This is a genomic window from Helicobacter felis ATCC 49179 (assembly GCF_000200595.1).
Lineage (GTDB): Bacteria > Campylobacterota > Campylobacteria > Campylobacterales > Helicobacteraceae > Helicobacter > Helicobacter felis.
Genome location: NC_014810.2, coordinates 1,075,164 through 1,097,316 on the forward strand (window position 1 = coordinate 1,075,164; position 22,153 = coordinate 1,097,316).

The window sequence follows — 22,153 nt, forward strand, 5'->3', positions numbered from 1 at the left end:
GTCAGCCCGTGTTGCGCATGCCTTGAGCGATTCCTACAATGGTGCTATGGATGTAAATTTTAAGCTGCTCTAAATCCCCCTCTTGTTGCTTAAAAGCAGAGATGAGAGCAATTTGTAAGTGATTGAGGGCGTTAATGTAGGGGGTGCGCAAAAGAATACCTTCTTGCACACTAGGGTCTTTATCCAGCAATTTGTCTTCTGAGCGGATGATCAAAACCGCGCGCATGGTTTTTACAAACTCTTTTTCAATGCGCTCCCAAATATTTAGAGCACTGGGGTTATGGATAGCGAATTTGTGATACTCTTTAGCAATGCTTAAATCCACTTTTAAGAGGGCTTGGGCAATGTTATCTAACACCGCTTTAAAAAAACCATCTTTGCCATAAAGCGATCGCAACGCCTCAAAATCCCCCACACTCTCTAAACCACTCCCCACCCCATACCACGCGGGCAACAAACTGCGGTTTTGTGTCCATGCAAAGACCCAAGGGATGGCGCGCAAATCCTCGATCTTACTACTCTCTTTGCGCTTAGAGGGGCGCGAACCTAAATTAAGTTCTTGAATAAAGGCAATGGGAGTTGCCTGTTTAAAGTAGTCTAAAAAGCCCGGGGTGTGGTAAATGAGATCGCGATAAGTAGTATAAGAAACTTCTGAGATGGTTTTTAAAGAGGAGTGCAAGGGGACTTTGGGCAGGGGAGAATAACGATCCAAAGTGTTCTTTTTTAAAAGCGCGCCCATGACATTGGCTAAATTAGAGTGCGCGCTAGCTGGGTTGAGGTAGCGTGAGCTAATGGTCTCCCCTTGTTCGGTGAGCTTTAGGGTGGTTTTAACGCTGTGTGCGGGCGCGCTCAAAAGGGCGTTTTGTAAATCCCCCCCACCCCGACTCACACTCCCCCCGCGTCCATGGAAAAGAATAAATTTAATCCCTAATTCTTGTTCTAAATCTACAAGCGCGCTGATGGCGTTATGAAGATTATAATTGCTCGCAAAAATACCCCCATCCTTGCTCGAATCCGAATAACCCACCATGATCGCCTGTTTAAACTCCATAATCTCCAAATAAGCGCGGTAATGGGGGTTTTGGCTAAGAGTGCGCATGATTACTTGGGCGTGCTGGAGATCGGCGATGGTTTCAAAAAGGGGCGTGATATAAATTTTGAGATTTTTACTGACTAGGCGGCTTTGTTTAGCCAACCACAGCACACAGAGCAGATCGCTTGCTTGCGTGGTCATGGAAACAATGATGGAGTGAAAAATTTCAGCACCGATACGACTCTTAGCCCACACGATGTGGCTAAAGGCTTCTAAGAGACGCTTACACTCCGGACTCACCATCAAAGATTGTAGAGTGGTGGGCTCTTGGCTTAGGGCGTGGCTAAGAATCTCTAATTTAGCCTCCTCTTCTAAGGCGTAAAAATCGCTAGTTGCCAAGCCCAAATGGCAAAACACCTCGCTAATGGCATAAAGAAAAACATCTCTATGTTCTCTAAAATCCAAAGACAAGAGATGAAATCCAGCCAAGAGAACAAGATGTCTAAAATCCAATAAGGGTTGAGACAGACTAGGCTCTAGGTTTTCTAACAAAAGATCGATGTCCTCTAAGAGTTCGCGTGGATTTTTATAAGCAAATTCGATCTCTAGGGGCGCACTCAAAGCGATGAGGCGGTTTTTGAGTTTTTGCTCCATTAAAATCAGCTTTGCGCGAAAAGGCTCTTTGACATGCAGGCGCGCGCTGGTGGGATCAAGTTGGTGGTAAGAGTCTTGCAGATCGATCTTTAAAGCCTCTGAGATGGGGCAGAAATCTAGGGCGATGGAGAGTTCTCTTTGGAGTTTGGCGGTATATTCTAAGTAGGTCTTGATAATGAACTCATGCTGGATACTGACCACCTGCTGTAAAAGGGCGTTGCTCACAAAGGGATTGCCATCTCGATCGCCCCCGATCCAACTCCCTAAGCATAAAGGGCAATGTTCAAGAGGTTTATCTAGCATTTTTTGAATTGTCCCCAAAAGATCGCGACAGCTAGGCAAAATCGAATGTTGCAAAATATAGAGTAGATTGTCCAACTCAAAGAGAACTTCTAGTCTCTCTTGGCGTATTAAGTGGCTCTTCCACAAAAGACCTAAGCGGTAATTTAGATGTTTTTTGGCATGTGTGACCATGTCTTGGTTACACGCATTGTCAAAGACTAAAGAAAGGTCATGATACATCTCTTGAATAGCTTCTAAGAAAGTGCGGCGCATCGACTCGGTGGGGTGGGCAGTGAAAACGGGGTAAAACTGGATATTCTCTAACACGCCTTTTAACTTTTTTGCCTCAAAACCGGTATCTAGCAATTCTTGGTAGGTTTCTTGCAAGCGCGCGGGTTGTTGGTTTTTATGCCGTTCTTCTACGATATTAATTAGGATATTGTAGAGAGAAAAAGCCTTGATCACGCCTAAGATCTGCTCAGAGGCGGCGATCTCCCTGAAAGCTATCTCTATCTGTTCTTGGGAGTGCTCCGTATTTTCAAAGAGGTTTTTAAGGCGCAAAAAGTGGTTTGTGATGGTGGGGCTGAAAGTGTCTAAAACATTTACGACCAAGTCGTGGAGAAACTCGAGTTCTCGTTCTACCTGCGGGTGTTGGCGCATCGCTTCCCCTGCACAAGTTTAAGTTATTTTTTCTTAAAATCCATATCTAAATTATAATACAAAAGGAAATCGATGTCTAGGGTTTCTGATGGTTTCTTGCCTATCTATACGGACACAGATGGGAGTGTGGAGCACATCGTAAAAAGAAGCGTAGGGGTGCTAGGTTATGGGGCACAAGGGCGCGCGCACGCGCTCAATTTGCGCGATAGTGGGGTTAAGGTCGTGGTGGGCTTGCATGAAACAAGCAAGAGCGCATCGCTGGCTAGAGAGGAGGGCTTTGAGGTGCACAGCGTGGCTTCTTGCGCGCAGAGTCAAGATGTCCTAGCGATTTTACTGCCCGATGAATTGCACCAAGAGGTGTATACCCAAGAAATCGCCCCTTATTTAAAGCCCGGTCAAACTTTGATCTTTGCGCATGGCTTTAGCGTGCACTTTAAACAGATTTGCGTGCCTGAGGGGGTGGGTGTGGCTTTGGTAGCCCCTAAGGGTCCAGGGAGAGCTCTTAGAGAAAATTATCAAAATAATAGCGGTCTTTTTGCGCTGGTGGGCGTAGAGCAGGAAAATAGCACCCACAACGCTAAAGAAATCGCCCTAGCCTATGCCTGCGCTTTGGGTTGTGGACGCGTGGGGATTTTGCAAACCACTTTTAAACACGAAGCTTGTAGCGATCTCTTTGGAGAGCAGGCGGTGCTTTGTGGGGGGCTAGTGCATTTGTTGCGCCATGCCTTTGAGGTGTTGGTAGAGGCGGGTTATCCTAAAGAGTTGGCGTATTTTGAGTGCGTGCATGAGATCAAGCTCATCGCCGATTTGATCTATTCTAAGGGGGTGGCTATGATGCAAGAGCACATTTCCAACACGGCAGAATATGGCGGGTTGCTCAGTGGGGGCTATCTTGTGGACAGCTCAATGAAAGCGCGCATGCAAGAGATTTTAAAGCAAATTGAAGGGGGGGGTTTTGCCCAAAAGTTTCTTGAGGAAAAAACGCGCGGTTTTGCCCAAATGCATCATCAGCGTGCACAACTAGCACAGCACCCCCTAGAAGAAGTGGGGGCGCATTTACGCAGTTATCTTTTTAAGGGAAATTGATGGTTATCACCATTACTTCAGGCAAGGGCGGAGTAGGCAAAAGCACTACTACCGCTAATCTAGCCATAGGGTTAGCCTTGCAAAATAAAAAAGTCGTGGCTGTGGATTTTGACATCGGCTTGCGCAATTTGGACATGATTTTGGGCTTGGAAAATCGCATTGTCTATGATGTGATCGATGTGATGGAGGGGAATTGTAAATTACCCCAAGCCTTGATCAACGATAAGAAAAATAAAAATCTCTATTTTTTGCCCGCTTCTCAAAGCAAGGATAAAAATATCCTAGATAAAGCCAAAGTGCAGGCTCTCATAGCACAGCTCAATGCCCAATTTGATTTTGTGCTCATCGACTCTCCAGCTGGGATTGAGAGCGGATTTGAGCACGCCGTGCTCTTTGCCGATCGCGCCATCATTGTAGTAACCCCAGAGGTTAGCAGTGTGCGCGATAGCGATCGCGTGATCGGTATCATCGATGCCAAGAGTTGCAAGGGGCAAGAGATGGTCAAACACATTCTTATCAATCGTATCAAGCCCGACTTGGTTGAAAAACAAGAAATGCTTTCTAATGAGGATGTGCTCAAAATCCTAGCTCTGCCTCTCATTGGTCTAGTGCCCGAAGATGATAAAATTGTTTCAGCCACCAACACCGGCGAGCCAGTGATCTACACCCAAAGCCCTAGCGCGCTAGCTTTTCAAAGAATCACAAGGCGTGTTTTGGGCGAGGAAGTGGAATTTGCAGAGTTTAGAACTAAAAGAGGTCTGGTAGGGACTATCAAGGGTTGGTTTGCATGAAGTGGTTTAAGGGGGGATCGAGCGCGCGGGCTAGGGATCGGCTAACTTTGGTGCTAGCCTATGAGAGAAGCATGCGCATCCCCTACATGGAGGAGATGAAAAAAGAAATCCTAGCGGTTGTGCAAAAATATATCGCCACCACTAAAATTGATGTGCGCACAAGCTCCAACCAAGAGATGGATACCCTAGAGGTTGAAATCATCCTTGAGCGCAACTCAAAGGGTAATCCTGAGAGTTAGCCATTTTTCTTACTCCAAGCTAAAAGCTCTTCCTCTTGCATTGGGGCGTGTCAAAAACCCTCCCAAAGAACTCTATTACACCGGCAATCAAGAATTGTTACAAACCCCTTTAAAAGTTGCCATCGTGGGCACACGCCAACCTAGCCAATACACCCAACAACACACGGCATGGTTGGCTAAAGAGATCGCCAAATTAGGCGCGGTGGTGGTGAGCGGGGGCGCGTTGGGCGTGGATATTATTGCCCAACAACACGCCCTGCCCCACACAATCATGATCGCCCCCTGTAGCCTAGATTATCTCTACCCCCCCAGCAATGCGCGCGTTATTGAGCAAATCGCTACAGAGGGGCTTATTTTAAGCGAATACGCTCAAAATACCACTCCACATAGATATTCTTTTTTAGAGCGCAATCGTTTGGTGATTGCTCTAAGCGATGTAGTGATCATCCCAGAGGCAAATCTACACAGCGGATCGATGTCCAGTGCTAAATACGCCCTGCATGCCCAAAAACCCCTGTTTGTATTGCCCCATAGACTAGCAGAGAGCCCGGGCACACAGGTACTTTTAGCAGAGGGCAAAGCGCAGAGCATTTACGATATAGAGGCGTTTTGCCAAACACTATGCCAAACTTATAAGCTCAACCCTCCTAGCACCCCACCCCTTGAGGATCACCTCAGCTTTTTTAAAACAAACCCCACTTGTGAGCAAGCCTATGCCCGTTATGGGACTTTAATAGATGAATACGAATTGCAGGGCTTGATCACGCGCCGACATGGGCGCATGGTGTTGGCGTGAGCGGACAAATCTTGGTTGGCTGTGATGTGGGTTTAAAGCGCATCGGGTTAGCCCTCTACACCCAAGAAACCATTTTGCCCATGCCTGCTATCTTGCGCCATAACCGCGATCAAGCCCGCCATGATCTTAAAATTTTTTTAGAGAATAAGCGCGCTGTAGGTTTGGTTGTAGGTTTGCCCAACGCCTGCTACACCGACACGCGCGCGCGCGTGCAACATTTTATAGAGGGCTTGGACTTTGCACCTATTTTTTATGTGGATGAAGATGATAGCAGTGCACAAGCTCAAGAGCGCATTTTTCATCTTCCTTACAAACAACGCCAAAAGGCGCGCAAGAATGGAATCCTAGATAGCTTGGCAGCTTGTATTCTTTTGGAGCGTTATTTAGGATTATGAAAGAGTGGGTGATTTGGCAGAGTGGGCGACTCGATCAGCTCCTCGCCCAAGAGTTAAATATCTCTAGAAGTCAAGTTTTGGGGTGTATCAAGGCGGGCTTGGTGTCTATGGATGGAAAAATATGTCAAAAAGGGGGGGTGGAAGTCAAACCCGGAAGTTATGTGTGTGTGCAAGAACCCCCAACGGCAGAAATAACACCTTTGCCCACAACTCTTAACATTGAATGCCTCTATGAAGATGAGGATTTATTAGTGATCAACAAACCCCCTCACTTAGCCGTGCACCCTGCCCCCAGCCTCAAAGAAGAGAGCTTAGTGGATTATTTGGTGGCTAAGGGTTATCAACTCTCAAATCTTAATGGCACAAGTCGTTGCGGGATTGTGCACCGCTTGGATAAGGAGACCAGCGGGGCGTTAGTGATAGCCAAGAACAACGCCTGCCATGCCCACTTGAGCGCGCAACTACAGAGCCGCCAAATGGGGCGTTATTATGTGGCATTGATACAGGGGCATTTGCGCGAACCTCTATTTGTAGAATGCCATTTGGGCAGACACCCTAAAAACCGCCTCAAAAGGGCGAATTTAGATGCGCTTAAAGTCAAAGGAGGGAAACCCTCTAAAACCTTTTTTGTCCCTCTTTTTGATGGACTCAAATGCCAACTTGTGGGCGCGCGCCTTTATAGCGGACGCACCCATCAAGTGCGCGCACACTTAGAAAGTCTAGGGCGGCCCATTTTGGGGGATAGACTTTATGGGGCCAAAGAGGGGAGCGCAAAGCGCACGATGTTGCATGCCTATATTCTTTATCTTATTCACCCTAGAACCGGCCACCAACACCTCTTTAAAGCCGAACTTTTAAAGGACATGGTAGAATGCGCACAATCCCACTTGCAAGGAAATAATTGGTATGGGTGTCTCCAAGAAGCTAGTTTTCTTGAGCGTTTTAGCACTCTTTTTGTCTAATTGTGCGTCCTCAAAAAAAAATAACACTCTCTCTTTTGCCGATCACTCAGAAATGGAGGCGATGAATACAAGTCTTCCAGTCGTGCAGGGAATTAAAACTATCAACGATGTGCAATCTGTAGGTTTTGAATGGTTGCCCATTAGCCACCCTGAGCGCATCGATGGTTTTGTGATTTACCGCACCCAGCAGGACCAAAATTTTAAGCGCGTAGGTGTGGTCCGCAACCCCTTTGCTACGCATTACTACGATGACAATCTCACGCCCCAAACCCAGTATTACTACCAAATCGCCACGATAGGGAAAAATGGCGAGCTTTCCCAGATGTCTAAAACCATCAATGTGCGCACTTCGTTTATTAACCCTGTGGAAAATGTCTTTGCGAGCATGACCACACCTAGGGAAATCAAAGTTTTTTGGACTCCCCATCCTAATCCTAGCATTGCTAAATACATCATCCAAAGAGAGGACGATCAAGGGAAATTTGTCAATATTGGGGCAGTGAGAAACCGCCTTTTTGTGGAATATTTTGATCGCAAGCTAGGGGATGGGCAAACCCACCGCTACCGTGTGATTGCTGAGGATTTTGAGGGCGCAAAGTCTTTGCCCAGTGCTGTTGTAATAGGCAAGACAAAAAACCCCCCACCTCTAGTAAATGGCACTCAAGCCAGCACAGCTCTCACACGGCGCGTGCAACTCAAATGGAGTCCTGCTGAACAAAAGGATGTTGTGGGTTATAGGATTTATGCCGCCGATGATCTCAATGGCAAGTATAAAGAAATTGCCCAAACCCGCGCCACCGAGTATATCGACAATGTGAATACAGATGGGACAGATAGATTTTATAAGATTGTGGCTGTAGACAAAGATGGGATTGAGGGCAATATGCCTCAAGAGGCGATCAAGGGAGCGACCTTGCCAAGACCTCCTACACCCGTTATCACAAAAGGCACGATTGAAGATGGGCGCGCCATCATCACTTGGGAGGCGATTAAGGGGACAAGGGTGCGCGATTATGCAGTGTATCGTTTTGAAAATAACTCCCACTCCAAACCCTTGCGCTACGGCTCCATCATAGGCACACAATTTGTCGATAAGGCGATGGAAACCGGGACAAAATACCGCTATCAGGTGGTGAGTGTGGATGGGGATGGGTTGGAGTCGCGTCCAAGTAAAGAGGTCGAATTGCGCTTGGATCGTTAGTTGATGCCCCATTTTAACGCGACTAGAGTTTTTACCTCCTTTCCTTTTCAAGAGGAGGGTTTGCATTTTCTCTACGAGGCAAAGAGTTGTCTTTACCCGCATAAAAGCCTCATCCATGTGCAAAGTCCCACACATGATTTTTGTCTTCATAAAATCGCGCGCCAAGAAGGCTATCTTTTTAAGGGTGAAAAATCTACGCGGCCTGTTCCTGTAGCAATCTTGCAAAAGGCTTTATCCATCTTGGCGCGCCATTGCGAGGGAGTGGTGGGTAATTTGGCAGAGGCTAAGTATTCTCAAACAAGCCCATTTTTATTAGAGGGAGAAGATTTTTTAAAGTTTGATGCCTTCCATTTAGAAATTGGATTTGGATCAGGGAGGCATTTGTTACAAAAGGCCAAAAACCACCCACAAGAGATTTACATAGGCCTAGAGGTCCACACCCCTAGCTTAGAGCAAGTTTTAAGGCAAATAGAGCTTTTAGGGCTTAAAAACCTTTATGTGGCGCGCACGGATGCGCGCGCTCTCTTAGAGGTGCTTCCCTCTAATGTGTGCCTTAGTTTGGATTTGCATTTTCCCGTGCCTTGGGATAAAAACCCTACAAGAAGAGTGATGGGGACTCAGACCCTTAAGAATATGCTCAGAGTTCTCAAAGAAGGGGCCACTTTGTGGTTACGCACGGATAGTTGGAACTATTTTCAAGAGAGTTTGCGCCTTGCCCAACAAGAGAATTGTGCCTACAGCACAGACACAAATGCCTCTGTGGCCGTGCCTAGTAAGTATGAACAACGCTGGCTTAAGCAGGATCGCAATATTTATGATTTAAGAGTGTGTGCGCCTCAAAATCATTTCTCATCTTCTAAAACTATCCTTTTAGGAAATGAGTCGTTGCAAGGCGCACCCAAAACTCTACAAGAAGTGTTAAATCAAAGGCATTTTAAGGGGGAGAATTATTTTTTGCACATCCAAGATGTGTTGGAGTGCAACAAACTTTGGGTCTTGGTGCTCAGTTTTGGGGATTTTATAGCCCCTACAAATAAAATTGCTCTGTGGGATGGACAAAATTTAAGCTATGTAGGAGGCATGCCTTACAACACGGAGGCAAATAGATGGGCGCAACGAAAACTATTAGAAACTCTTAGGGAGGTATTGTGAGCAGTATTGTGCTAGCAAGAGATTTATCTCTAGGCTATAAAAAAGACGAGTGGGTGATTCGCGGGGCAAATTTGAAAGTGGAGCGCAAAGATTTTGTTTTTATCTCAGGGCCTAGCGGATGTGGTAAAAGCACGCTATTGCGATCTTTATATGGCGATCTCCCCCTATTAGGAGGGAATTTAGAAGTGTGTAACATTAATGTGAATCGCGCTTCAAAGGCTTTTATTAATGAATTGCGCCGCCATATTGGTGTGGTGTTTCAGGATTATAAGCTCATTGAAGAGTGGACGGTGGAGCAAAATATCAAATTGCCCATGCTCATCAATGGCTATAAAAAAGAGGAATGCAATATCCAAGCAGAAAAACTCTTAGCCCATGTGGATTTACTCTATAAATCTAACCGCTATCCCTTAGAGTTAAGTGGGGGAGAACAACAACGCGTGGCGATGGCGCGCGCTATCGCGCACAAACCCTTTTTGATTTTGGCAGATGAGCCTACGGGTAACTTGGATGATTATTCTAGTGATATGATTTGGAGTTTGCTCAAAGGGGCCAACAAACAATTAGACATCACGATTGTGGTGGTTACACACCGCATCCCCAGTAATTTCAATGTGCCTTACCGCAAGATTTATATCAAGGATGGAGAGGTGCATGAATACACTTAAGGAACATTTAGCGTTTTTGTTGCCTTTAATGGCGCTTCTCTTTGGGTTGGAGAGTGTGCTGTGGACTCTGCGCGCTGTAGATGTGCGTGAGAAACAACTTTCCAAAAACTACACCATTACTATAGTGAGTCAACAGCCTTTGACACTAGAGTTTGTGCGCCAAAATATCCGCGCGAGCATTTCCTTAGAGCAGCTTAACCCCGATTCTATTTTGCAAAGATTGCAACAAAATCTTAGCCCTAGCAGTCTTGCTAATCTTAAAAAGAGTTTGCCCTTTTTCTATTCCCTAAAGCTCCGCCAATTTCCTACTTCTGAGGAATTGCAACAAATCCACCATCGGTTGTTAAAAATACCCGGGGTTTCTAGGGTAGAGGTCTTTAGCAAAACCCATGATCAAGAATACCGCCTTTTGCTTTTACTCAAGGAGAGCACTTTAATTTTTGCGTTGCTAATAGGATTGCTCTCTGTCTTGCTCTTGATCAAACAGGTTCGGGTGTGGAATTTACAATATTCTAAGCGTATTGAGATTATGGACCTCTTGGGCGCGCCTATGCGAATCAAGCATGGTTTTTTATTCCGATTGGCTTTGATTGATTCGGTGTTGGCAAGTGTGGGGGTGTTGTTGGGTGGGGCGTATTTGATCTCACAGCAAAAATTCCAAACGATTTTAAACACTCTTGGTTTAGAAAATGGTTTATTTTTGTGGCAGGAAGATTTAGCGATCTTTTTAGGAGCTTCGCTCGCCATTTCTCTAACTTGCGTATGGGTGGTGGTGATTCAAAGGAGAGGGGCATGAGAAAATGTGTGCTCGCTCTCCTGATAGGCTTGCTTTGTGCTGCCTCTAAAGAAGAGGGAATCGAGGAGATCGAGCGCAATATCCATCTTAATACCAACAAATTACAAGAAGCCACGGCGCAGAAAACTAAACTTAGCAATCATCTTAATACTTTGGGCAATGCGATTAACCAAAAATACAAGCAAAGTCAGGAGCTCGCCAGGCAAATTCGCGATATTCAAAAAAATATCGATAAAAACCAAGCCCAAAACCAAGCTCAAGAAAAGACCTTAGGCGAATACCGCACTTATTTAAACAGTCTCAAAAAAAATCGTCTAAAGATACAAGATGAGGTAACAACCCTACTACTAAAAGACATTGTATTTGTCATGGTTTTGGAGAGTCAAGACCTTGTCAGCACAGAGGATCTGATGCTTCAAGAACTCTTTAAGCGGCTAAGTCAGAGTTCTAAAAATCGCTTAGAAAATTTAAGCATTCAAGAGGAGCAGGTCAACGCCAAAATCGCCAAAATCTCTGATAGCATTGCCAAAATTAGTGCCACCATCGATGTTCAAAAAGATAGGAAACACGATCTACAACTCATAGTAGAAGCGCAACAAAAATTAATTGAGAGCATGCGCGCCGAACTTCAAGTCTACAACAAGAAACTAGAGACTTTGGATAAGGAACGCAGAGGGCTAGATCAGCTCTTGGCCTCGCTCAATATTGTCAAACTTGCCAAACAAAAGGAGATGGAGAATAAAAAAGCAAGCAATAATGAAGAAGGGTCAAAATCTGCACTTGGAGGCATAGAAGCTCCCATTGAAGTTAGACAAGTGGCCAGTTCTTATCGTGATATTGTTACTATTGCCTATCACGGACCCAAAACCATTTCTCCCCTGAGTAGTTATAAAATAGTGCAAAAATTTGGACCTTATTTTGATCCTGTTTACCGGCTTAAAGTGTTTAATGAGTCGATCACGCTTGTGCCTACAAGACCCAATGCTGTAGTGCGCAGTGTTTTTGATGGACGGGTGGTTTATGCTAAAGAAGTCCCGATCTTAAAAAAAGTCATTATCATCGAACATAAAGATGGGATGCACACCATTTATTCCCAATTAGATAAAATCGCCCCCACGATCAAGCATGGCCTGCATGTACAAAAGGGCTATGTGATTGGGCGCATCGATCAAAGATTGAGTTTTGAAGTAACTCTTAAAGACAAACACATCAATCCCCTAGAACTTATCGCGCAAAATCCCTAATTGTTTATCAAAAACAACCAACCCTTGCCGATCTTGGTGTATTTAAGGAGAATCCATGTCCGGCAATATTATGGGTGTTTCAGATGTTTCTAACTTAAATCACTTCCTGTCTCAATCCACTCCCGATAATAAACATGTGTCCCTACAGACCAATCCCTCAGAACATCAAAAAACTGAAGTCGAGTCTTTAAAACAAGAGTTAACGGAACGAGATTTGCAGAAGCTTAGTAAGGAACTCAATGAGAAGATGAAGCGCATGCATTCGGACATTACCTTTAGCTACAATGAAGATATTGGAGGCTTGGTAGTAACCATCAAGGACGATCGGGGCAATAGGGTGATTCGTGAAATCCCACCCCAAGCGGTGATCGAGTTGAGCAAGAAAATGCGCGATATTGTGGGGATTCTCTTTGATAAGAAGGGTTAAAGACAATGGCAGTAGGGCAATTAAGTTCTTTGGGAATTGGTAGCAAAGTTTTAAACTACGATGTGATCGATAAGCTTAAAAAAGCGGACGAAAACACGATGGTTAAACCCATCGAGAGAAAGATGGAGGCCAATTTAGAAAAACAAAAAGCCCTTGTAGAAATCCAAACTTTGCTTGGGAATTTGCGCACACCTGTCAGAGCTCTAAGCGATTATTCCACTTATACAGCTAGACATAGCAATGTAACCGGGGATGCGCTTAAAGTGAGTGTGAGTCCGGGTATCCCCATTCAAAATATCAAAGTGGATGTAGAGAGTTTAGCACAGGGGGATATTAATGAGGTGGGCACTCATTTTAGCTCCAGAGACGACTCGTTTGCGCAGTTTGATACTACTTTGCATTTTTATACCAATCATCAGGATTACGCGGTTAAAATTAAAGCTGGGATGACCTTAAGCGATGTCGCTCAGGCAATCACGGATGCTACTGATGGCAAGGTGATGGGGATTGTGATGAAAACCGGGGGGAATAAACCCTATCAGCTAATGATCAATAGTAAGGGCACGGGCGCGGATAATCGTATCTTTTTTGGTTCTAGTGTCATCTCCCATTTGAGCAATGATGCGACCATTAATTTAGAAGCCAAGAGCGAGACAAAGCCTGAGGATGATTTTTTTATCAAAGTGCATGACGAACAAAATGTGATAGAAATTCCTATCGCTCTCAAGTTGCAGGGCTCTATTGAGAGTAAAAACGCGGCTCTGCGTGCAGCCATCCAAAAAGCCTTAGAGGATAATCCCGCTACAAAATCTTTAGCAGACAATGGGCAGTTAAATGTGGGGGTCATCAATGAGGGTAAATCTTTGGTGATCAATGATAAACGAGGTTTGAGCGTAGAGGTAGGGGGGGCTAAGGCGCGCGAACTAGGTTTCATCCAAGATAAATCCCAAGCTGAGGGTGATTTACTAAAAGCCCTCACCGCCCCGCAATCTGGCAAGATCAAAGGCATTATTAGTCTGAATGGACAAAACATTGACATGGGGGCGATCACAGCTGAACATAATTCTAGTCAAGACAACGCTAACGCTCTGATTAAAGCTGTCAATGGCATTGCAGGTTTGAGCGCGTCTGTGGGCGCGGATGGGAAGTTAGTGCTCAATAGTGCCAGCGGGCAATTACGCTTAACCGGAGCTAATGCAGAGGGTAAAAAGGCTCTCAAAGATTTAGGCCTCTCAGAGGGGTTTAGCCGCTCTTATGCTAATGCTCAAGAACTCTTTTCTGTTAAAAACTTACAGAGTGCTAGCGATGCTAAATTTACCTACAATGGGGCTAGTATCACGCGCCCTACCAATGAAGTTAATGATGTAATTAATGGCGTGTCTTTAAGTTTGCTAGGCACAACAGAGCCGGGCAAGGGGGCTGTTGTGAGCATCACACGAGATGACAAGGCGATCATCGATAATGTCAAAGAGTTTGTCAAAGCCTATAATGAGTTGATGCCAAAATTAGATGAGACCACCCGTTACGATCCGGACACAAGAATTGCCGGGATCTTTAATGGAGTGAGCGATATCCGCACTATCCGCTCTTCACTTATCAGTGCAGTTACTTTTACAATCACTAATAGCAAGGGCGTGGCTAGCTTGATGAAGTATGGGATCATGCTAGATGACCATGGCAAGATGAGTTTAGACGAAAGCCGTCTTGCTAGCGCAATCAACGCCGATCCGCAAGGCACCCAAGACTTCTTTTATGGAAGCGATGTGAAGAGTATGGGGGGCAAGGAAACCCACCAAGATGGAATCTTTGAGCGCGTGGATAAAGTTTTGGCTAATTTGGTCGATGGTGGTCATGCGCGTTTGAAGCTCTATGAAGACTCTCTAGATCAAGATGCCAAAAGCCTCAAAAAAGATAAAGAGAACGCTATGGAGTTATTAAAAACCCGCTATGACATCATGGCAGAGCGTTTTGCTGCCTATGACGAGCAGATTTCTAAGGCTAACCGATCATTTAACGCTGTGCAGATGATGATCGATCAAGCTGCTGCTAAGAAAAACTAATGTTAAGAAGGGATAAGATGTTTCGAGCCAACGCCTACAATTTGTACCAACAAAATTCTGTTACTGTGGAGTCGCCTGCCAAGCTCATTGAGATGCTTTATGAGGGTATTTTGAAGTTCTGCGCTCAAGCCCAAAGGCACATTGAAATGGGTGATATTGAAAAGAAGATTCTCTACATTAACAAGGTTACGGATATTTTTACCGAGCTTTTAAATGTTTTGGATTATGAGAGAGGAGGCGAGGTCGCTGTTTATCTGACAGGTCTCTACACCCATCAAATTAAAGTGCTCACTCAAGCAAATATGGAAAATGACGCAGAAAAGATCAATCTTGTGATACGGGTCGCGCGTGGACTTTTAGAGGCATGGCGGGAGATTCACCAACATGAATTGGGTCGATGAACTCAAGATCGCTCTTTTAGAAAATAACTTGGAGAAGGCGGGGGCTTTGGTTGAAAATTGTCCCTTCTTAGAGAATGCCCAACAAGCAGATTTAGAAACCCTGCAAATAGCCAGAGAGCTTATCGCCCAAACGATCGCGCGTTTGCAGGAAGCCCAGCAACATTTGGGTGTACAAATGCGCCAGCTCAAGGCCGCGCGCCGTTTTATGGAAATAGCTCCCTATTAGCCCTTCAAGAACATTAATGCTTAAACTTATTTGCCCTTTGTCTAAGTGTGCTAAACTGCCTGCCTTAAAATCCATATAAAGGATAAAGGTGATGACTAAATCTATGTGGCGTGTGTCTGTGGCGGTGTTGCTTACAAGTATATCCTTGCAAGCGGCCAAGTTGGGCGAGAGTCAAGCTTATAAAAATGGTCAAGCAGCATCGATGGCCCATTTTGGTGCGAGTAGCGGGATGGATACTTCCACAGATCCCACTACGGATTGTAAACAAGCCCTCAAATACTTCAAACAAGCTATCCAAGAAAAAGACTTTGCAGGTTATGCTGGTTTGGGCGAGCTGTATCAATCAGGTTGTGAAAAGGTCGTGAAAAAGGACACTCAAAAAGCCATCCAAAACTACGAAAAGGCAGGCCAAATGGGCTGGGGTGAGGGCTATGCTACTCTAGGTCAAATGTATCATGATGGGGCGGGTGTGCCTCAGAGTAAGAAAAAGGTGGCGCATTACTTAGCTCTTTGCCGTAAAAGCAAAGTTAAACCCAAGGTGGATCCCAATAGTCTTCTCGATCCCAAAGCAGATGCGTGCAAGGCGATTATTTATGGCTTAGTTATGAGCGGAGATTAGGCCAAACTAGCCAAAAACCCCTAGCGCCGTTCCCACTCCGATATTAATCCCCATGCCCACTAGCAAGAGGGCATGCTAACCATCAAAATGGCCATGCCCTAGCCTTTAAATTTTAAGTTGCTTTAAAAACGCCACACATAGTTAGCATAGATGGCTACCGCGCGGCGTAAACCATTGTAAGCAGGGATGATAGGGATGAGCATCCCCACCTCTACGCCATGGTGGTAGAGAAAATTAGCCCGAACCCCCACATTAATAGGCAGTTGGAAGTTAGACACAGATCCATGTTGGAACACCCAGCTACTCCCAAGCAACATTAGCCCACCATAAACCCCTACGACATATTTTTTAGTGCCATAAAAGTCATAGAGCGCGTCTGCGCCCACGCCATAGCTAAAATTACTCAGACCACTCCCCCCGCTCACGCTAAAGTTGCCATAATAGCGCGCTCCAAAAGTCTTTCTCTTGTTAAAGAATTGTTGATAACCCCCGCGGATATCTATCCCTCCGATGTTGCCACTTCCATTCCATTTAGTGGTGAAATACGCGTATTGCACGCCCCCACTCACATAAAACCCATCTCTTTCCGCGTGCAAAGGTGAAATAGCCAAACCCAACGCACCCACCAGACCCACAACAGCTAAACTTTTTTGCAACAACATCAAAGACCCTTTAAAATGAATTGTAGGGTTCAATTTTAGAGTAAACGCCCTAAAAGAGGCTTTAATCTCATAGTTAAACTATTATGAGATAGTAAGTTGACTCTCTCTCTCTCTCTCTCTTGCTAGAATGCTAAAACCGGTGTTGGTTATATAAACACTGGATTTTGCAGAAAAATGGAGGTTGGCATGGATTCTTATGAAAGCTTGGAAGAGGCAGTCATTGGAGCAGATGCGCTATTTATTAGTGCATATGATGCCCATGAAAATGGAGATAAACAAATGGCCTCAGAATATCTCAAAAAGGCGTCTAAATTGTATTTTGATATTGCTATAGAAGCGCAAAAGCAAGGAGATTATGATACTGCGGTGGAATGTTATAAACAATCAGGCAATACGGGATTTCCAGTAGCTTATTTTATTTTAGGCTATATCTATGAAAGTGGAAAGGGTGTAGAACAAGACATTACTAAAGCGATGGAATATTATCAAGAAGCAGGAGAAGGAGGGTACGCAGAGGCCTACACAGCGTTAGGAATTTTTATTCAAAAAGTGCTGCATGTGGTCTTAAAGAAGATTATTCTAAAGCTAAAGAATATTTACAAAAAGCGGTTGATATGGGAGATGTTGATGCTCAAGAAATGCTTGACCTTCTTAAACAACAAGACAAAGAACAAAGCGAAGAGGCAACCTTATGCCAAATAGCCAAACGAGCTCGTGAAAATGGCGATTATGCTAAAGCACTAGAGTATTTGCACGAGGCGATTCAACAAGAAGATGCCCAAAGTGCAGAAGCTTACTACACATTGGGGCAGATGTATTATAGTGGACAGGGCGTACCAAAAGATGAGATTAAGTTTAGGCAATGCCTAGAAAAATCGGCCACTATGGGATATGCGAGGGCCTTTGATGGGCTGGGTCTAATCTATGAACTTGGCAAAGGCGTTGTGCAAGACTATTCAAAGGCCCGAGCGTGCTACTTGAGAGCTAGCTCAATGGGATGTGCTTGGGGCTACTACCATTTAGGCAGTCTTTATGAACTAGGCAGGGGTGTGCCAAAAAATCCTGCTCAGGCCGTTGCTCATTACCAAAAAGCTATCGAGATTGGTGATGAAGAGGTGAGTCAATTGGCTCAAGCGGCACTTGAATGTGTTAGAAATTAGAAATAGTCATTTAAAGGAAATATGATGGGATTATGGGATGCTATTAAAAGTGTAGCTAAGAGTGTTAAATGCGGAGTTGGGGTGCATGCGGGGGAATATGCACATGTAAAGGGCAAACCTAAGTGTTTTCTAGGAAAAACTTGTCCGGATTGTAAGAAATATATTACCACCCAAAAACACGAATTTGGCGATTGGGACTATCAAAAGGATCAGGATTGCACTCAGGCGCGTACTTGTGCGCACTGCAAAAAAGCAGAAACTAGAGTAGAACACCAATTTGGTGGCTGGAGTTATGCAGATCAAAGTTGTACGCAAGTAAGCGTTTGTGCGCGTTGTAAAGAAACTAAAACGGAAGTGTGGCATTCTTTTGATGAAAAGGGTAAGGATGAACAGTGTCGGATAATCAAAGTTTGTAGCCGTTGTCAACTAAAAGAACTGGGGAGCACCAAACACAATTTTATCAAAAATCCTCTCACGGGCAATGACATGCCAGCTGTCAATGGGTACAAAAAATGCAAGGATTGTAACTTACCTATCAAGGTTTAAAGGTAGCTCCTCACTACTTCTAAAATTTCCTAAAACTATTCCCCACCACCAAAAGCGAGCTTAGGCTCATGCTTAGAGCTGCTAGGGGGGGGTTGATGAGTCCACACACCGCGCAGGGGATGAGCAGGGCGTTATAAAGCGCGCTAATGAGGAGATTTTGGCGCACGCGCCTATGGGCTTGTTTGGCGATTTTAAAGGTGTTGCACACGCTTTTAAAGGAGGTGTTGAGCAAAATCACATCGCTATGCAACAAGCTTAGATCATGCCCCTCATACATGCACAAAGACACCTGACTTTGAGCCAAAGCGGGCGCATCATTCATCCCATCGCCCACCATGCCCACCACTTCCCCACGCGCTAACGCCCTTTGGATATGCTCTAATTTCTGCTCCGGACTTAGGGGGGCGTGGCAGGCAACCCTTAAGTTTTGGGCGATGTGTTGCACCTGTGGACTAGAATCCCCGCTTAAAATTTCTATCTCTAGCCCCATTTCTTGCAGGGCGCGCACACTCTGCGTGCTGTCAGGTTTTAGGGGGGCGTGCAGGCTAAAAAGAGCTTTTAATTCCCCATCCACACTATAGGCAAAATGGCTTTCTAAAGATTGTTCCACAACCTCTACCCCCTGCGCGCGCAAATACTCTACACTCCCCCCAAACAAAACATGCCCATCAACTACTCCCCTCAAGCCTCCCACCTCTTGAGATAGAGATTCTAGGGGTGTGCTTTGGGCGTTGTAGTGTTCTTGCAACCACGCACTCACCCCCCTAGAAATAGGGTGGGGGTTGTGTAACACCAAGCTTAAGAGCCAAGAGGGGTTAAAATCCCCGTATGTTTGATACTCTTGCACTTGGAGTGCTGGCGTGGTGAGCGTGCCGGTCTTATCCAAAAAGAGCCTTTGCACTTTGGCCAAAGTTTCTAGACTAGCGGCTTGTTTGCACAAAATCCCCTGCTTTAACGCCCGATTGCTTGCTAGCACAAGGGCAATAGGCGTGGCCAGAGCAAAAGCGCAGGGGCAGGCGATGATGAGCACGCTCACACTAATTACCAGCGCGCGCTCCCACACCCCGCCTATAAACCCCCAGCCCAACAAGCTGGCTAGAGTGATGAACAAAACTACTTGGGTGAAGCGGTGGGCAAGTTTATCTGCTTGGAGTTGGATTTGGGGCTTTTGGGTAAAACTCTTTTGGACCAAGCGCACCATTTGGCTTAAAAAGGACTGCTTAAAGGGGGTGTTCACGCGGTAAATAAAACTCGCCCCTACATTGCTATAACCTGAGAGCACACTCTGCCCGGCGTGCAAGTCTAGGGGGGTGATCTCTCCATTGACAATTTGGCTATTCACCTGCGCGTGCGCGCTCTCTAGCTCCCCATCTAAGGCCACACACTCCCCGCTTAAAACTTCAATGCGATCCCCTATTTGCACCTCAGAGGGAGAGATTAAAACGCGTTTCCCCTCACGCAAGAGCAAGACCTGAGAGGGCAGTGCGCCCTGCAGACCATCTAGCAGGGCGTTGGCGCGCAAAGTGGCCTTGAGTTCTAAGAATTTGGAGATAAACACGAGGGTGATGATCATACTCACCGATTCAAAATAGGGCTCTTGGGCATGGAAAGTGGCATAAATGGAGTAAATATAGGTGGTGAGCGCGCCCAAGCTCACACTCAAATCCATGCCAAAAAAGCCATTTTTGAGCCCATAAAACGCGCCCTTTAAAAACGCTGCCCCCGTGATAAAGAGGGTCAAACTGCTCAAAATCCACGAGGCGATATTGAGCTTGAAGGCCATACTCGCATCCATCCCGGAAAAATAGCCCGCATAATTGGCAATAGCAATCCACATCACATTCATGGTTGCAAAAATGCCCACCACGAGGGCGACATAATGGCGATAATGCGCTCTCTTGCCCCCGCTCTCAACTTTAGGATCAAAGACGCGCGCACGATACCCGATCGCCTCAATAGTGTTTAGCACCTTTGATAAGGGGATTTTCTGAGGTTCAAAGTCAATATAAGCGCGGTGCGTGGTGTAGTTGACCTGCACGCTATTCACCCCCTCTTGTTTTAAAAGCACATGTTCGATGAGCCACACACAGGCCGCACAATGGATATTTTCTAAAATGAGCGCTACCTCTAGGCCTTCTTTGGTGGGTGTGGTAAAGTCTGCTAAGAATTGAGGGGTGTCGTAGTGGGTAGAGATGGGGTTTTGGGCTTGTATGGGCTGGAGGGTTTTATCTCCTAATTTGTCATAGAAGTTCTCTAATTCTAAAGAATGCAGTAAAAAATACACACTCTCACAGCCCGCACAGCAAAAATAGAGGTCTTGCTTGGGGGCTTTTTTGAGAGCGTGGGGGGGGTAGAGCAACTGGCAATGCGCGCAGGGGATTTTATCCAAGTGTTGCCTTAATGCTGTAGGTTTGAGCGTGGGCGTAAATGCGCGCCACCTCAGGAGTTACATCGCGCTGATCTTTGGAGTTGTGTGTGATTAAGGGGGCTTGCACTTCTAGCAGACTTTTAGAACTCTTGCGCGCACAGCAGAGCACTAAAGTCGCCTTTTTGTGTGCAAAAGGGTGCACAAAGCGCACACATACGGGGTTAAGCTTGGCATTTTGCAGGGCAAAAAGCAGGCTATCTGCTAAGTTGGCATGGTAGCAGAGAATGAAATAGCCTTGGGGTTTTAAAAGGCGGTAGGCTTTAGCGCACAACGCACTTAAGGGTAAAAAGCTTTGGTTGGTGGCGCGCGCGATCTGGGGGTTAGGACTTTGGGGGCTGTTGAGGTGATAGTAGGGGGGGTTAGAAATAATGCAGTGATAAGTATCTAAGTTGGCATGTAGAAAATCTGCGCAGATCACGCGCGCATGGGGGGCGTGTGCGCTGTTTTTTTGGGCAAAAAAGGCTAGGTTGGGATCGATCTCGATCAAATCTAGGGGGTTAGCAAACTCTCTAGCGCACAGCAAGCCCACCACCCCACAGCCTGCGCCCACATCTAAGAGTTTGGCGCGTTTTTTGATAAAGGGACGGGCGAAATGGACCAAAAAGAGGCTGTCGCTATTGTAGGCATACCCCCCTAAAGGTTGGTAGAGCCGCAAGAGTGCCATGTGAGCAGGTCGTGATCTAAAATCTGGGCGTGGTGGGGGGTGAAGTGGGCTTTGGCGTGGTGGGGGATGGGTTGGTGGGGCTCTAGGGAGGTGTTGGTATGGGTTAAGAGCATATCAATATGATCTTGCAGACTAGCGAGCAGATGCCAACCCCCCTCAATGATATTAAAGCCGGTATGCAGGGGTAAATCCTGCACGCGGGTATAGAGTCGGACTTCACGCCCAGCCACGCCAAAGAGGGGTAAAGAGCGATCGATCACGGGGTTACGGCTTAAAATGGCGACATCACAAAGCCTATCTTGATAGAGTGGGTCAGCAAAGCGGTGATCGAGCAGAGGGCGATCGGTGCGCGCGCTCTGCCCTGAGATAATGAGAGTTTGGGCAACCCCACGCTGATTATGGGTGAAATTAAGGCTTTTGGTCCCGGAAATTTTGCCCTGATAATTGCCATCTAGTCTTGTGGCGATTTTAAAGAGATTAAAAACTCCTCTCTTAGACAAACACTTAAAGGGATAGAGCAGATCGTAGCAGGCGGGCAAATCCAGCACGATCACTTCAATACCGGCCTCTTGCAGGCGTTTTAAGCCCCCTTGAGCTGGAGGGTGTTGTTCTAGTGCGCCCACGATCACGCGTTTAGGCTTGAGCGCGCACAACAGAGCCGCACAGGGGGGGGTTTTGCCAAAATGATTACAAGGCTCTAGGGTTACTAGAAGGGTGCACTCTTTAAAAAGATCGCTATGATTTTGGGCTAAAAAGTTGTAATTAGCTTGCTTGTCTAGGGGGTCGATGTCTTTAGGGAAAGGCACAGCAGAGAGCGCGTTAAATGCTTCTGCTAAAGCGCGCACTTCGGCGTGTGGGGTATGGGCTTTGGTGTGGGTCTGCAGACTCAAAAGGCGGTAATTTTGATCTAGCACCATGCAGGCTACACTAGGATTAGGCAAAGCTAAAGTTTGCACCTCCCAAGCCTTATCAAGGCAAGATTGCATTAAGAGTTCAAACAT

23 protein-coding genes and 2 pseudogenes are annotated in these 22,153 nt (G+C 45.9%); 20 read left to right on the forward strand and 5 right to left on the reverse strand.

Annotated elements, in window-relative coordinates; all coding sequences use genetic code 11:
• Window position 1 precedes the first annotated feature (1 nt).
• Complete coding sequence (locus tag HFELIS_RS05405; RefSeq protein ID WP_013469531.1) at window positions 2-2,629, reverse strand: phosphoenolpyruvate carboxylase; 2,628 nt, start codon at window positions 2,627-2,629, stop codon at window positions 2-4.
• 72 nt (window positions 2,630-2,701) lie between these two features.
• Between HFELIS_RS05405 and ilvC the strand changes: the two genes are divergently transcribed.
• The 16 genes from ilvC to HFELIS_RS05485 all read left to right on the forward strand — a co-directional run bounded on the left by ilvC (window position 2,702) and on the right by HFELIS_RS05485 (window position 15,692).
• Entirely contained in the window at window positions 2,702-3,715 is a 1,014-nt protein-coding gene (gene ilvC / locus HFELIS_RS05410; protein WP_013469532.1) for a ketol-acid reductoisomerase, read from the forward strand.
• A complete protein-coding gene (gene minD, locus HFELIS_RS05415; RefSeq protein ID WP_013469533.1) occupies window positions 3,715-4,506 on the forward strand; it encodes a septum site-determining protein MinD in 792 nt (263 codons plus the stop codon). Before ilvC ends, minD begins: the two co-directional genes overlap by 1 nt.
• Complete coding sequence (minE, locus tag HFELIS_RS05420; protein ID WP_013469534.1) at window positions 4,503-4,745, forward strand: cell division topological specificity factor MinE; 243 nt, start codon at window positions 4,503-4,505, stop codon at window positions 4,743-4,745. The genes minD and minE overlap by 4 nt, the downstream gene beginning before the upstream one ends.
• Window positions 4,735-5,541 (forward strand): DNA-processing protein DprA, encoded by an 807-nt coding sequence (gene dprA / locus HFELIS_RS05425; RefSeq protein ID WP_041303264.1) that lies wholly within the window; start codon window positions 4,735-4,737, stop codon window positions 5,539-5,541. The genes minE and dprA overlap by 11 nt, the downstream gene beginning before the upstream one ends.
• Before the next feature lie 8 nt (window positions 5,542-5,549).
• Window positions 5,550-5,936 carry a Holliday junction resolvase RuvX gene (ruvX, locus tag HFELIS_RS05430; RefSeq protein ID WP_041303266.1) on the forward strand — a complete coding sequence of 129 codons (387 nt, stop codon included), beginning with the start codon at window positions 5,550-5,552 and terminating at the stop codon, window positions 5,934-5,936.
• Complete coding sequence (locus tag HFELIS_RS05435) at window positions 5,933-6,898, forward strand: RluA family pseudouridine synthase (RefSeq protein WP_013469537.1); 966 nt, start codon at window positions 5,933-5,935, stop codon at window positions 6,896-6,898. The genes ruvX and HFELIS_RS05435 overlap by 4 nt, the downstream gene beginning before the upstream one ends.
• On the forward strand, window positions 6,843-8,099 hold the full coding sequence (locus HFELIS_RS05440) for a fibronectin type III domain-containing protein (protein ID WP_013469538.1): 1,257 nt from the start codon (window positions 6,843-6,845) through the stop codon (window positions 8,097-8,099). The genes HFELIS_RS05435 and HFELIS_RS05440 overlap by 56 nt, the downstream gene beginning before the upstream one ends.
• 3 nt (window positions 8,100-8,102) lie before the next feature.
• Entirely contained in the window at window positions 8,103-9,251 is a 1,149-nt protein-coding gene (gene trmB / locus HFELIS_RS05445) for a tRNA (guanosine(46)-N7)-methyltransferase TrmB (RefSeq protein WP_013469539.1), read from the forward strand.
• Window positions 9,248-9,919, forward strand: a complete 672-nt coding sequence (locus HFELIS_RS05450; RefSeq protein WP_013469540.1) for a cell division ATP-binding protein FtsE — start codon at window positions 9,248-9,250, stop codon at window positions 9,917-9,919. The genes trmB and HFELIS_RS05450 overlap by 4 nt, the downstream gene beginning before the upstream one ends.
• Window positions 9,906-10,715, forward strand: coding sequence for a hypothetical protein (locus HFELIS_RS05455; RefSeq protein ID WP_013469541.1), 810 nt, complete (start codon window positions 9,906-9,908; stop codon window positions 10,713-10,715). Before HFELIS_RS05450 ends, HFELIS_RS05455 begins: the two co-directional genes overlap by 14 nt.
• Complete coding sequence (locus tag HFELIS_RS05460; RefSeq protein WP_013469542.1) at window positions 10,712-11,959, forward strand: murein hydrolase activator EnvC family protein; 1,248 nt, start codon at window positions 10,712-10,714, stop codon at window positions 11,957-11,959. The genes HFELIS_RS05455 and HFELIS_RS05460 overlap by 4 nt, the downstream gene beginning before the upstream one ends.
• 55 nt (window positions 11,960-12,014) lie before the next feature.
• Entirely contained in the window at window positions 12,015-12,386 is a 372-nt protein-coding gene (locus HFELIS_RS05465) for a flagellar protein FlaG (protein ID WP_013469543.1), read from the forward strand.
• A gap of 5 nt (window positions 12,387-12,391) precedes the next feature.
• Window positions 12,392-14,446 carry a flagellar filament capping protein FliD gene (gene fliD, locus HFELIS_RS05470; RefSeq protein ID WP_013469544.1) on the forward strand — a complete coding sequence of 685 codons (2,055 nt, stop codon included), beginning with the start codon at window positions 12,392-12,394 and terminating at the stop codon, window positions 14,444-14,446.
• A 17-nt stretch (window positions 14,447-14,463) separates the two neighbouring features.
• Window positions 14,464-14,847 carry a flagellar export chaperone FliS gene (fliS, locus tag HFELIS_RS05475; RefSeq protein ID WP_013469545.1) on the forward strand — a complete coding sequence of 128 codons (384 nt, stop codon included), beginning with the start codon at window positions 14,464-14,466 and terminating at the stop codon, window positions 14,845-14,847.
• Window positions 14,831-15,073, forward strand: coding sequence for a hypothetical protein (locus HFELIS_RS05480; RefSeq protein ID WP_013469546.1), 243 nt, complete (start codon window positions 14,831-14,833; stop codon window positions 15,071-15,073). Before fliS ends, HFELIS_RS05480 begins: the two co-directional genes overlap by 17 nt.
• 91 nt (window positions 15,074-15,164) lie before the next feature.
• Entirely contained in the window at window positions 15,165-15,692 is a 528-nt protein-coding gene (locus HFELIS_RS05485) for a tetratricopeptide repeat protein (protein WP_013469547.1), read from the forward strand.
• Window positions 15,693-15,814: 122 nt separating this feature from the next.
• On the opposite strand, the gene HFELIS_RS05490 is transcribed toward HFELIS_RS05485, so the two are convergent.
• Complete coding sequence (locus tag HFELIS_RS05490) at window positions 15,815-16,354, reverse strand: outer membrane protein (protein WP_013469548.1); 540 nt, start codon at window positions 16,352-16,354, stop codon at window positions 15,815-15,817.
• 279 nt (window positions 16,355-16,633) lie between these two features.
• On the opposite strand from HFELIS_RS05490, the pseudogene HFELIS_RS09595 reads away from it, so the two are divergent.
• The 4 genes and pseudogenes from HFELIS_RS09595 to HFELIS_RS05505 all read left to right on the forward strand — a co-directional run.
• Window positions 16,634-16,801, forward strand: a pseudogene (locus HFELIS_RS09595) (hypothetical protein); the annotation flags it as partial.
• Between the two features lie 32 nt (window positions 16,802-16,833).
• Window positions 16,834-16,950: pseudogene (locus HFELIS_RS09600) on the forward strand (hypothetical protein); the annotation flags it as partial.
• Window positions 16,951-16,968: 18 nt separating this feature from the next.
• Window positions 16,969-17,514, forward strand: coding sequence for a tetratricopeptide repeat protein (locus tag HFELIS_RS08530; protein WP_081458346.1), 546 nt, complete (start codon window positions 16,969-16,971; stop codon window positions 17,512-17,514).
• A gap of 24 nt (window positions 17,515-17,538) precedes the next feature.
• Window positions 17,539-18,060 (forward strand): hypothetical protein, encoded by a 522-nt coding sequence (locus HFELIS_RS05505; RefSeq protein WP_013469550.1) that lies wholly within the window; start codon window positions 17,539-17,541, stop codon window positions 18,058-18,060.
• Between the two features lie 19 nt (window positions 18,061-18,079).
• Here HFELIS_RS05505 and HFELIS_RS05510 read toward each other — a convergent pair whose 3' ends face one another.
• The 3 genes from HFELIS_RS05510 to HFELIS_RS05520 are packed head-to-tail and all read right to left on the reverse strand — an operon-like array spanning window position 18,080 to window position 22,153.
• Window positions 18,080-20,449 carry a heavy metal translocating P-type ATPase gene (locus HFELIS_RS05510; protein WP_013469551.1) on the reverse strand — a complete coding sequence of 790 codons (2,370 nt, stop codon included), beginning with the start codon at window positions 20,447-20,449 and terminating at the stop codon, window positions 18,080-18,082.
• Window positions 20,442-21,152 (reverse strand): tRNA1(Val) (adenine(37)-N6)-methyltransferase, encoded by a 711-nt coding sequence (locus HFELIS_RS05515; protein ID WP_013469552.1) that lies wholly within the window; start codon window positions 21,150-21,152, stop codon window positions 20,442-20,444. The genes HFELIS_RS05510 and HFELIS_RS05515 overlap by 8 nt, the downstream gene beginning before the upstream one ends.
• Complete coding sequence (locus tag HFELIS_RS05520) at window positions 21,122-22,153, reverse strand: dihydrofolate reductase family protein (RefSeq protein WP_013469553.1); 1,032 nt, start codon at window positions 22,151-22,153, stop codon at window positions 21,122-21,124. Before HFELIS_RS05520 ends, HFELIS_RS05515 begins: the two co-directional genes overlap by 31 nt.